This is a genomic window from Pseudodesulfovibrio sp. (genome assembly GCF_028692895.1).
Lineage (GTDB): Bacteria > Desulfobacterota > Desulfovibrionia > Desulfovibrionales > Desulfovibrionaceae > Pseudodesulfovibrio.
Window position 1 is genome coordinate 1 of sequence record NZ_JAQUWN010000091.1, and the last position, 11,273, is coordinate 11,273.

Annotated in this window: 12 protein-coding genes; 3 read left to right on the top strand and 9 right to left on the bottom strand. The window is 68.3% G+C overall.

What is annotated here, in order from left to right; genetic code table 11:
• From PHP91_RS15715 to PHP91_RS15725, 3 genes are all read right to left on the bottom strand, one after another.
• The coding region (locus PHP91_RS15715) for a 3'-5' exonuclease (protein WP_300142870.1) at nt 1-602 on the bottom strand (602 nt) is incomplete at its 3' end.
• 133 nt (nt 603-735) lie between these two features.
• Nucleotides 736-1,392, bottom strand: coding sequence for a hypothetical protein (locus PHP91_RS15720; RefSeq protein WP_300142873.1), 657 nt, complete (start codon nt 1,390-1,392; stop codon nt 736-738).
• A gap of 17 nt (nt 1,393-1,409) precedes the next feature.
• Nucleotides 1,410-2,156 (bottom strand): hypothetical protein, encoded by a 747-nt coding sequence (locus PHP91_RS15725; protein ID WP_300142876.1) that lies wholly within the window; start codon nt 2,154-2,156, stop codon nt 1,410-1,412.
• A gap of 114 nt (nt 2,157-2,270) precedes the next feature.
• Here PHP91_RS15725 and lgt point away from each other — a divergent pair, with 114 nt between their 5' ends.
• The gene (gene lgt, locus PHP91_RS15730; RefSeq protein ID WP_300142879.1) at nt 2,271-3,068 is read left to right on the top strand and encodes a prolipoprotein diacylglyceryl transferase; all 798 of its coding nucleotides are present in this window, start codon (nt 2,271-2,273) and stop codon (nt 3,066-3,068) included.
• A gap of 190 nt (nt 3,069-3,258) precedes the next feature.
• Nucleotides 3,259-3,834: a hypothetical protein gene (locus PHP91_RS15735; protein ID WP_300142882.1), complete on the top strand. Its 576-nt coding sequence runs from the start codon at nt 3,259-3,261 to the stop codon at nt 3,832-3,834.
• A 55-nt stretch (nt 3,835-3,889) separates the two neighbouring features.
• On the opposite strand, the gene dxs is transcribed toward PHP91_RS15735, so the two are convergent.
• The 6 genes from dxs to xseA are packed head-to-tail and all read right to left on the bottom strand — an operon-like array spanning nt 3,890 to nt 10,380.
• On the bottom strand, nt 3,890-5,785 hold the full coding sequence (gene dxs, locus PHP91_RS15740) for a 1-deoxy-D-xylulose-5-phosphate synthase (RefSeq protein ID WP_300142885.1): 1,896 nt from the start codon (nt 5,783-5,785) through the stop codon (nt 3,890-3,892).
• Between the two features lie 21 nt (nt 5,786-5,806).
• The gene (locus tag PHP91_RS15745) at nt 5,807-6,700 is read right to left on the bottom strand and encodes a polyprenyl synthetase family protein (protein WP_300142888.1); all 894 of its coding nucleotides are present in this window, start codon (nt 6,698-6,700) and stop codon (nt 5,807-5,809) included.
• Nucleotides 6,690-6,932 (bottom strand): exodeoxyribonuclease VII small subunit, encoded by a 243-nt coding sequence (gene xseB / locus PHP91_RS15750; RefSeq protein WP_300142891.1) that lies wholly within the window; start codon nt 6,930-6,932, stop codon nt 6,690-6,692. The genes PHP91_RS15745 and xseB overlap by 11 nt, the downstream gene beginning before the upstream one ends.
• 32 nt (nt 6,933-6,964) lie before the next feature.
• Nucleotides 6,965-7,879 (bottom strand): M23 family metallopeptidase, encoded by a 915-nt coding sequence (locus tag PHP91_RS15755; RefSeq protein WP_300142895.1) that lies wholly within the window; start codon nt 7,877-7,879, stop codon nt 6,965-6,967.
• 12 nt (nt 7,880-7,891) lie between these two features.
• Nucleotides 7,892-8,884: a M23 family metallopeptidase gene (locus PHP91_RS15760; protein ID WP_300142898.1), complete on the bottom strand. Its 993-nt coding sequence runs from the start codon at nt 8,882-8,884 to the stop codon at nt 7,892-7,894.
• On the bottom strand, nt 8,881-10,380 hold the full coding sequence (gene xseA, locus PHP91_RS15765; RefSeq protein WP_300142901.1) for an exodeoxyribonuclease VII large subunit: 1,500 nt from the start codon (nt 10,378-10,380) through the stop codon (nt 8,881-8,883). The genes PHP91_RS15760 and xseA overlap by 4 nt, the downstream gene beginning before the upstream one ends.
• A gap of 188 nt (nt 10,381-10,568) precedes the next feature.
• On the opposite strand from xseA, the gene PHP91_RS15770 reads away from it, so the two are divergent.
• Nucleotides 10,569-11,273 (top strand): transporter substrate-binding domain-containing protein (locus tag PHP91_RS15770; RefSeq protein ID WP_300142904.1); only part of this gene is annotated, 705 nt, incomplete at its 3' end.

Consider the following 11,273-nt stretch of genomic DNA (forward strand, 5'->3'; position numbering starts at 1 on the left):
CCGATGCGGACGAAGGCGAGGTAGAGCTCGCGGCTGATCCAGGCGTCGGTGGCCGCGTAGGCGACCTGCTGGGGCGAGAGGCGGTCCTTGGCCCAGTTGGAGCACTGGGCGGACTTGGAGATGCGGAAGCCGAGAAGGTTGGCGGCCAGGTTGCGCAGGCCGTGGGTCTGCATGTTGGCCCCGGCCGAGATGTCCGAGAGGTCCACGAAGCCGGCCGGGGTGAACTCGGCCAGGCGCTGGAGGCCCAGGACGTCGTCGCGCACGGCCACGCCGGTCTTGATGACGCGGTCGTCGGCCAGCAGGTCGCACAGCCCGTTGCATATGGGCAGGACGCCGATCTGGAAGACGTAGACCCGGGCGCTGGTGGCCAGTTGGACCAGGGAGGGCGGGCCGGGTTTCTTGCCCTTGCGGAACACGGGGCGGGTCTCGGTGTCGAAACCGAGCACGGCCTCCCTCTCCATCTCGCGCAGGGCGCAGGCGCGCTGCTTTTCAGAGCGGATCACCGACACGGGCCCCTCGTAACGACGCAGGGGCATGGCGTTGATTTCCTCCTTGGGAAAGGCGCGCAGGTATTGTTCTGGTATGTCGGTGACCGTGGTCATGAATTCTGTGCAAGTGTTTGGGGCGTCATGCCCGCTCGGGTGCCGGATGGTTGTCTATTTTTGCCCGGTTCGTCAAGTCCCTCATGCAAATGAAACGGCGCGGTCCCGAAAAAAGGGGCCGCGCCCGCGTTCGTCAGCTCCGGAAATCGAAGCTCCTGTCGCACGGCTGTCGGTTGTTGCGCCACCAAAAGGGGCCGCCGCACATCCCGGCCGGGTCGTCGGCCTTGCGCCCCACAAAGAGGACGTTGTTGTGGAACTGGTCGAAGAGCGCGCCCTCCAGCGGCCTGACGATACCGGCCACGGCGGCCCCGTCGTCCAGGACGGAGCGCTGCCGCTGCACCTCGGAGGAGAGGATGGACTGCGACGGGTTGGACTTGATGTACTTCTCCAGGAACTCCTCGGCGTGCGCCTTGTCGTTCATCCGGGCGTAGGCCAGGGCTGTGTAGATGTAGCCCTCCCAGATGGAGTCGTCCTTGTCCAAGGCCTTGCCCATGGCCTCCAGGACCTGGTCGTTGCGGCCCGCGTAGTACGCGGAGATGCCCGCCATGGTCAGGCTGGAGGGGAAGGAGGTAGTCCGGCTGGGCGGGTTCTCGTCCAGGGCCAGGCCGTAGGCGTCGGCGGACTTGGCGAAATATCCCATGGCCGTGTCCGGCTGTTTGGACATGAAGGCGGACCAGGCCCGCTCGAAGTTGCGCTCGCCCGTCCGCGCGGAAATCCACGCGTGGGAGTCGGCGGAGTACAGGGCCGCGGCGGTGAGCACGACCGCGATCAGAAAGAGCATCTTGCGCATGAATGCCTCGCTTCAGGTTACGACATGTAGGCCCGCCCGATGCGGAACACGTCGTCATAGGGGAGTTTCTCGCGGATGGCCAGGGCCATTTCCAGGGCCATGTCCATTTTCCGGCCGGTCTCGACGATGGTCCGGTCGCGAATGTCCTCCATGTGATGGGCCAGGAAATCCGCCTCGAAGTTGTCGATGGCCAGCGAGATTCCCTCGGCGAAGAAATGCGACCCCAGGTGGGGCATGAACCGCTCCAGCGACTGCTTGGACTCTCGCCGGGCGTACATGACGTAGAACAGCAGCTTGACCAGGAGGCGGTCCTCCTTGAGCTTGTGGTCCACCGAGAGCAGGGCGTCCAGATCCACCCCCTTGGGCCGGATGGCGTCAAACATGGCCGTGGCCATGTCGAAGGCGCGGCGCTCGCTCATGAGCGGTGAGGCGAACTTGGAGTCCATGCGCACCAGGGTGACGCGCGGGTTCTCGCCCGAGGCGATGGCGTAGACCGCGAGCCGCATCAGGTCGATCTTGCGCTCGTAGTCCTCCAACTGGATGTCGCGCTTGACGCGGACCAGGCGGCGGACCATGTCCCGCCCCAGGGAGGAGAAGGCCGTCTCCAGCAGGTAGAGGATGAACGGCTCCTCGGTGTGGGCGATCTCCTCGTCGATGATGAGCCGCCCCTTGCGGGTGTCCATGATCTTCTTCACCGACAGCCAGTAGGCGCAGAGCCCCTCGAAGGGCATCTCCAGAATGTCGAATTCCTGCGGTCGGTCCATGGCCGGGTCCCGGGGTTGACGTGGGGGGCAAAATGGCACACCTTGTGCCCGAAGCGCCAGCTTACCCTAATTTTTTCAGAAAACAAAGGTGCCCGACAGGCCCGGAACCCGCCGATGCTGTACTACCCCCACTTCGACCCCGTCATGTTTTCCGTCGGGCCGCTGCACTTCCGCTGGTACGGGATGATGTACGTCTTCGGCGTGGTCTCGGGCTGGCTGCTCGGCCGTCTGCGCGCCGGCAAGCCCTGGTCCCCGATCACCCGGACGCAGTTCGACGACTACATCACCTGGGCCGTGATCGGCGTGGTCCTGGGCGGCCGGATCGGCTACGTCCTGTTCTACAACCTTGCATATTACCTGCAAAATCCCCTGGACGCCTTCGCGGTCTGGCAGGGAGGCATGTCCTTCCACGGCGGGCTCATCGGCGTCATCCTGATGAGCTGGCTCTTCGCCCGCCGCCACGGCCTGACCCTGTTCCAGATCACGGACTTCGTGGCCCCGCTGGTGCCGCCGGGCCTGTTCTTCGGCCGGATCGGCAACTTCATCAATGCCGAGCTCTGGGGCCGCCGCACCCAGTCGGACTGGGCCATGATCTTCCCTGGTTCCGACGGCCTGCCGCGCCACCCCTCCCAGCTCTACGAGGCCGGGCTGGAGGGCGTCGCCCTCTTCCTCATCCTCTGGGCATACTCGCGCAAGCCCCGGCCCACGGGCGGCGTGAGCGGCCTGTTCCTCATCGCCTACGGCGCGTTCCGCTTCCTGATCGAGTTCACCCGCGAGCCGGACGCCCAGCTCGGGTTCGTGGCCCTGCACTGGATGTCCATGGGCCAGGTCCTGTGCCTGCCCATGCTCGCCCTGGGCGCGTACCTGATGTTGCGCGGCGACCGCAAATCCGGTAGCGGAAACCGTGTCTAGATTCCGCCAGATGCATACCCCTCCCCCGCCGCGCATCGCCTAGGCGATCCCCGGCCCGCCGCGAGCCGCGCCCTTCCGGACGCCCCCATCGACGCAGCCCCGGCAACGCTACGGTGCAAGCGGCCGGACGACAGACAGGCCCGGCCGACGCGTTTCGCCGCATCCACCATCTTCCCCCGGAGGGAATGCAATGCTCACCTTTTTGCAGATATGGGGAGGCGCGGCCTACCTGCTGAACAAGATCTGCTTCTCGCTCGCCGAACGCAGCCTTGACGCCCGGACCAACCGCTTCTGGCGGATATGGTCGTGGACCGTCTTCCTGGCCGGACTGCCCGCGTGGGTCGCGGTCTTCGCCGTGGAGCGCAACTGGATCGCCACCGCCGTTGAATCGGGCGGGGCGCCCGCCATGACCGTGGGGCTGATCGTCACCCTGCGCGGCCACGGGTCCGAGCCACGCTGGCTGGACCTCCTGGCCAAGTACGCCGTGGTGTTCGGGCTGGCCGCCAGCTTCTACGACTTCGGCGGCATCAACACGCTCAACCAGTGGTTCGAGCTGGCCATCGCGGCCGGTTTTCTGGTGGGCACCTACCTGCTCGCCAAGGACCGGCCCCAGGGGTATTTCTGGTACATCCTGGGCAACGTCGCCTGCTCGGCCCTGATGTTCAACCAGGGCTACCAGATCCTGATGCTGCAACAGGCGGCGTCGCTCATCTTCGTGATCGACGCCTACCGGATGCGGCGCAGGAAGATGGCCCGGAATCAATGAAGAAAGGCCGCGCAACGGTTGCCCGTTGCGCGGCCTCGCTTTTCACCGGGATTCGTTACTTGCAGAGCTTGCGCAGGGAGCGCTTGATGCCGTTCTTGTCGAGCCCGAGCATGGCCCGCAGCTCCTTTTGCGCCCCGTGCTCGATGAAGGCGTCCGGGATGCCCAGGCACTGGACCTTGCGGCCCTCCAGCAATCCCGCCCCGTTGAGGAACTCCAGCACGGCGGAGCCGAACCCGCCCGCCAGGGCGTTCTCCTCCACCACCAGGATGCGGTCGTACTTGGCGACCAGTTGCCGGAGCTGCTTCTCGGGCAGGGGCTTGACGAACCGGGCGTTGAACACGGCCGCGTCCGGGCCGCCGGACTCCTGGAGCTCCATGGCCGCCTCGATGGACGGGTAGACCCGCGAGCCCAGGGTGACGACCAGGGCGTCCCCGCCCTTGCGCACCAGCTCTCCCCTGCCGATCTCTATGGCGCGCGGATTCCGGCTGACCTTGGCCCCGACCCCGGTGCCGCGCGGATAGCGCACGGCGCACGGGCCCTCGTGCTCGAAGGCCGTGACCATCATCCGGGCCAGCTCGGCCTCGTCCTTGGGCGCCATGACCACGATGTTCGGGATGTGGCGCAGGTAGCTCAGGTCGAAGGCCCCGTGATGGGTGGCCCCGTCCTCGCCCACCAGGCCGCAGCGGTCCAGGAAGAAATTCACGTTGAGATTCTGCAGGCAGACGTCGTGCACGATCTGGTCGTAGGCGCGCTGCAGGAAGGTGGAATAGATGGCCACGGCGGGCTTGTATCCCTCCACGGCCAGCCCGGCCGCGAAGGTCACGGCGTGCTGCTCGCAGATGCCCACGTCCACGAACCGCTCCGGGTGGGTCTGGCGGAAACACTCCGTGCCCGTGCCCTCGGGCATGGCGGCGGTGATGGCCACGATGGTCTCGTCCTTGTCCGCGAGCTTGCACAGGGTCTCGCCGAAGATGGCCGTGTAGGAGGGCAGGCCGGAGCCCGAGAACTTGCGCGCCAGGCCGGTCTCGGGCACGAACTCGCCCACGCCGTGGAAGTGCGTGGGGTCGGATTCGGCGGGCTCGTACCCCTTGCCCTTGGTGGTCATGACGTGGACCAGCACGGGCTTGTCGAGCGTGCGCACCTCCTCGAAGACCTTGGTCATCCGGGCCACGTCGTGGCCGTCGATGGGGCCGACGTAGGTGAAGTGGAAGGCCTCGAACAGGATGCCGGGGGTGAAGAAGGACTTGACCGAGTCGCCGTAGCGCTTGGCGTAGCCCGCCAGGTCGCCGCCGATCTTGGGGATGGTGGAGAGCAGCCCTTCCACGTCGCTCTTGAGGCGCTGGAGGAAGGGGGTGGTCATCTTGCGGCTCAGGAACTGGGAGAGCGCGCCCACGTTGCGCGAGATGGACATCTCGTTGTCGTTGAGGACCACCACCATCTTGCGGCCCAGGTCGCCCGCCTGGTTCAGCCCCTCGAAGGCGAGCCCGGCGGTCAGCGAGCCGTCGCCGATGACGGCCACCACCTCGTGGTCCTCGCCCTTGAGGTCGCGGGCCATGGCCATGCCCAGGGCGGCGGAGATGGAGGTGGACGAATGGCCCACGCCGAAGTGGTCGTAGGGCGACTCTCCCAGGCGCGGAAACCCGCTCAGCCCGCCCTTCTGGCGCAGGGTGTGGAACAGGTCCGCCCGGCCGGTCAGCAGCTTGTGGGCATAGGCCTGGTGCCCCACGTCCCAGACCAGCTTGTCGCGCTCCAGGTCGAAGGCCCGGAACAGGGCCAGGGTCAGCTCGATGACGCCCAGGGAGGGGGCGAGATGCCCGCCGTGCGCGGCCACATGGCGGACGATGGTCCGGCGCAGTTCACCGGCCAGGGCCTCCAGCTCCTCGGGAGTGAGCCCCTTGACGTCGCCGGGTCGGTGGATGCGGGGAAGGATGGTGTTGATCGACTTGGTCATTGGGCAAGAACACTAAGACAATCAACACACCCTGTCCACTATGTATCGGGCCAGGGCCGAAAGGAATTCCTTTTCGTTGCCGGAGTAGGGCTCCAGGCGATCCGTGGCGTCCCTGACGTGGCCCGCGGCCAGCTCCTTGGAGCGGTCCAGGCCGACCAGGGCGGGATAGGTGGACTTGCCCTGGGCCTCGTCGCTGCCCACGGGCTTGCCCAGGGTGGCGGTGTCCCCCACCACGTCGAGGATGTCGTCCACGATCTGGAAGGCCACGCCCACGCTGCGGCCGTATTCGCGGGCGTTGTCCACATCCGCCTCGCCCGCGCCGGAGAGGATGGCCCCGCACTCGCAGGCGGCGGTGATCAGCGCCCCGGTCTTCATGGCGTGCATGGCCCGGAGCTCGTCCAGGGTCACGCCGGTCCGGCCGGTGAACTCCATGTCCACGGCCTGGCCGCCGACCATGCCCCCGGCCCCGGCCGCAGCGGCCAGGACGCGCACGGCCCGGAGGACCCGGTCCGCGGGCAGCCCCCCGGCCAGGGAGGCGTCGGCCATGAGCCCGAAGGCCTCGGTGAGCAGGCCGTCGCCCGCCAGGATGGCCGTGGCCTCGTCGAACTGCTTGTGGTTGGAGGGACGGCCCCGCCGCAGGTCGTCGTCGTCCATGGCGGGCAGGTCGTCGTGTATCAGGGAATAGGTGTGGATCAGCTCCATGCTGGCGGCAAAGGGCATGACCGCCGCCGCGTCGCAGCCCAGGAGCTCCGCCCAGGTCAGCACCAGCACGGGCCGCAGACGCTTGCCCCCGGCCAGCAGGGAATATTCCATGGCCGCGAGCAACCGCTCGGGCGCGCCCTTGCCGCGCAGGCACCCGGCCAGGTACGCTTCCACGTCCCGGCCGCGCGCTCCCAGCCGCTCCTTAACGTTCATCGCCATCCTCCGCGCCCAGGGACTCCAGGGCCTCGAACTCCTTGACCAGCCCGTCGGAAACGATCTTGACCTCGTGCCGGGCCGTCTCCAACTGCCTGGAGCAGGCTTGGGCCTGGGCCAGCCCTTCCTTGTAGAGCTCCACCCCTTCCTCCAGGGGCAGGTCGCCGCGCTCCAGCCGCTCGACAATGGACTTGAGCCGCTCCAGCCGTTCTTCAAAGCTCGCATTCGCCATGGGGTCCACCATTCGGTTTTGATTGTTTCAGTCTAGTTGCTTTCCACTGATATTATATGGCTTTCATTAAATTCATTCGCAATCGTCCCGTCAAAGAAGAGCGCCGGGTCCACTGCCTCGCCCAGGAGGAACACGCCCAGGTGCAGGTGCGCGCCCGTGACCCGGCCCGTGGCTCCGGAAAGGCCGATGGGTTGCCCGGCCGCCACCCGGTCGCCCGCCTTCACCAGCCGCTTGGAGAGGTGGCAGGACATGGAGACCAGCCCCTGGCCGTGGTCGATCCAGACCGCGTTGCCAGCATAGTAGAACGAACCGGTAAGGACAACGGTTCCGGCGGCCATGGCGTGGATGGGCGTGCCCGCCCAGGCCCGGAAGTCCAGCCCGGTGTGGCGCGACGCCACGTCGCCGTTGAAGACGCGGTAGAGCCCGAACCGGCTGAGCATCTTGCCCTTGACCGGCCGGACGAAGGGCAGGCTCCAGGCCCGCTCCGGCGTGGCCGTGGCCAGGGCGGCCCGGACCAGCTTGCGCTCCCGCTTGATGCGGGCCATGGCCGACTTGGGCGGCCGGACCATCTTGGGCGGCACGTTCAGGGTCTCGTGGTCCCAGGCCGACTCGACCACCTCCACGGTCCGCTCGAAGCGATAGGACGTCGCCCAGAGATGCACGTTCAACACCAGCGGATAGCTGCCCAGATCGCAGCGCAGGTCCGTGCCCAGCAGGAAGGCGGCCTCGTAGGATTCGCCCCGCCGCGCCAGCGGAACACGCACGGTCCGGCCGCGCCATTCCACGGCCACGTCGTCGGCCGGATAGCGCGAGGCGATGCGCACCACAAAGGGCTTGCCCACGCCCACGCGGGCGGGCGCGGACAGGTCGAACCACTCCCCGGCCAGGGTCGGGGAAGCGGCGAGAAGGAGCAGGAGGCAGGCGAATGCGGGGCGAACGAACTTCAAGGGTACTCCGGGCTATTGCAGGTGCAGCAGGGTGTCGGTGTCGCTGTCGATGAGCGGCTGCGGGTCCACCATCCGGCCGAGCACGGCCACGGAGAAGTGGAGGTGGGGCCCGGTGGCCCGGCCGGACTTGCCGGACAGGCCGACGGCCTGGCCGCGCGCCACATGGTCGCCCTCCTTCACCAATAACTTGGACAGGTGGAAATACATGGAGACCACGCCGTTGCCGTGGTCGACGTAGACCGAGTTGCCCGCGTAGTAGTGGTCGCCCGTGAGGATGACCACGCCGTCGGCCGCGCACTTGACCGGGTTGCCCATGGGCGAGCTGAAGTCCAGCCCCCGGTGCGGGTTCTTGGGCGTGCCGTTCAGGATGCGCCGCAGGCCGTAGAGGCTGGTGATCCGCCCGTCCACGGGCCGCTCCAGCGGCAGCCGCCACAGCCGCGTGGCCGAGACCGTCTCCAGGGCCGCGTGCACGGCCTTGCGCTCGGCCTGGATGCGCGCGCTTACGTCGGCGGGCGGAGTGACCATCTTGGGCGGCAGGGTCAGTTCCTGCTTGGGATAGTCCACGGAGGTGAGCCGCACGGTGCGGCGCAGGGTGTTCTCCTTGCCGTCGATGGAGGCGATGACCGAGAGGTCCTCCTTGCCCGGCTTGGCGCTCAGGACGTCGGAGCCGAGCATGGCCAGGGCAATGTGGCGGTTGTTCCAGACCGATATGGACGGAACCACGACCTTGCCCTGCCAGTGGATGGCCACGCTGTCCAGGGGCTGGTCCGAGGTCAGGCGCACCAGGAAGGGCTGGCCCACGCCGATGCGCGCAGGTGCGGCCAGGACCAGGGCGGACCCGGCCGAGGGCGCGGGCTTCTCCTGGGCGGCGGCGGCCTCGCCCGGCAGGCCGAGGGACGCCCCGTCGCCGTCCTCCAGCCCGAACTCCTGGGCCGTGCCGTGCAGGGGCGTCAGAGGCAGAGTCATCGCGGCGACCAGGACCGTGAGCAGCAAAAATCGTTTCATTCCTTCTCCTCGTTCTCGTTCGATCCCCCGGTGACCACGGCGGCCACGCGGCCGTCCCGCACCCGGATGTCCAGGGCGTCGCCCTCGGCCACCTCGGCCGGGTCGCGCAGGAACCCGCCGGTGCGGGCGATGCGCACCAGGGAGTAGCCGCGCGCGAGCGGGGCCTCGGGGTCCAGCCCGCGCAGGGCCGTTCCGGCCAGCTCCAGGCCGCGTCCGGCCGTTTCCGCCAGCCGGTTCGCGCCCCCGTTCAGGCGGCGGAGCAGCCCGGCCGTCTCGCGGCCCGCCTCGTCCACCGTCCGGGGGCCGAAGGCGCGCCCGAGGCGCAGGGTCAGCCCGGAGGCCTCGCGCCCGGCCGCGTCCAGCCGCCGGGGGCCGAAGGCCCGGTCCAGCCGGTCCGCGCAGGAGCGCAGATCCAGCAGGCTGTTGTAAAAGATGTCGCGCCCGGCGTCGTCCAGCCGGGTCAGGAGCCACCCGAAGTCGTCCTCGGTGCGCTCCAGCCGACGCGCGGGCGAGAGCCAGGTCAGCCCCTTGCGCAGGTGCTCGAAGGCCGCGGCCTTGCCGGACAGCCACCCGGTGTAGGCCCGGTTCAGGGCCATGTCCAGCACGTCCACGCGCTGGGCCATGGTTTCGCGCCGTGGCCAGAGCTCCTGGGCCGCGTGGCTCGGCGTGGCCGCGCGCCGGTCGGCCACCAGGTCGGCGATGGTCACGTCCGGCTCGTGCCCCACCCCGCTGACCACGGGCAGCCGCGCCCGGAAGATGGCGTCGGCCACGGGCTCGGTGTTGAAGGCCCAGAGGTCCTCCAGGGAGCCGCCGCCCCGGATGAGCACGGCCACCTCGGCCCAGCCGTCGTCGTCCGCCAGGTCCAGGGCGGCCGCGATGCGCGCCGGGGCCTGCTCGCCCTGCACCAGGGTCGGATAGATGCGGATTTCCGCGCCGGCGCCGCGCGTCTGGGCGATGCGCAGGAAGTCGCGGACGGCCGCGCCCGTGGGCGAGGTGACGAGCGCCACCCGCGCCGGGTCGCGCGGCAGGTCGAGCTTGCGCCCGGTGTCGAAATACCCCTTGGCCGCCAGCTTGCGCTTGAGGGCCTCGAAGGCCATGGCCAGGTCGCCCATGCCCTGGTCCTGGACCAGCTCGGCCACCAACTGGTACTGGCCGCGCGGTTCGTAGACGTTGAGCCGCCCGGCGCAGAGCACCTCCTGGCCGTCCTCCAGGGTCGCGCCGGTCAGCGTCGCGCCGCCTTCGTCCTCCTCCACCTCGCCGGTCAGCGGGTTGATGCGCTCCCCGCCCCGCTCCACGGGCGCGGCCGAGGACTGGGCTGACTTGAACCAGACCACGGACAGGGCGGCGTCGCCGTCGGAGAGGGTGAAGTAGACGTGCCCGCTGGCTGGCCGGGCCACGTTGGTGGCCTGCCCGCGCACCCAGACGAAGGGGAACTCCGCCTCCAGCAGGTTCTTGACGGAGCGCGTCAGCTCGGAAACGGTGAAGATGGCGGACAAGAAGCGGCCTCCGGCGGTTGTTGCGGACCAGTCGGAGGATGGTACAACACGGGGTTCCGGGGTTCAACCGTTAAACCCCACGGGAAAAGCCCCCGAACGATCGGACCGATCCGGGATTTTTCCATGTTTCGAGAAATGCGGCCAAGTAACACTTTCGCATGATATTATTTTGGGTTAACTCCCCCGTCATGAACGGAAAGACGTCCTCCGTGGCCCTGCTGGCGGCTCTCATGCTCCTGGCTGCCGCAGCCCTCCCCGGCCTGGCGGCTGAGACACGGGAGCTCACCCTGTTCCTCCCGGATACGGACTGGCCGCCCTATGTCCCGAAGGGCGCGGAAGGAGCCGAGGGAGGGGTGTTCGGCGAACTGCTCCGGGCCATCGTCGAGCCCCTGGGGTACACCGTGAAGGTCAGGTTCCTGCCCGAACGGCGCGGCTGGGAGATGCTGGACAGCGGGCTGGTGGACGTCCACGTCAAGGCCAGGGAATGGGTCGAGGACCCGGACAAGTACCTCTGGAGCGAGCCGTTCCTGCTCAACAAGGACGTGCTGCTCTATTCCGCTGCGCGGCCGCTGGAGTACACGTCCCCCGAGGCCCTCTACGGGCTCTCCGTGGCCGCCATCCGGGGATTCCTCTATCCCGTGTTCGAACCCCATTTCGGCCCGGGCAGGATCACCCGCGTGGACGTGGCCACACCCTACGCCATGCTCGGCCTCCTGGAGCGCAACCGGGTGGCGGCGGCCCTGGTCAACCGCTCCGAGACCGAGTGGATGCTGCGCCACACGCCCTCCATCGACCCGTCCCGCTTCCGGCTGGACAGGCACGACTTCGACCGGGCGCAATACCGTTTTCTCTTCAGCCCCAGAAGCGACTGGCGACCCCTGATCGCCCGGATC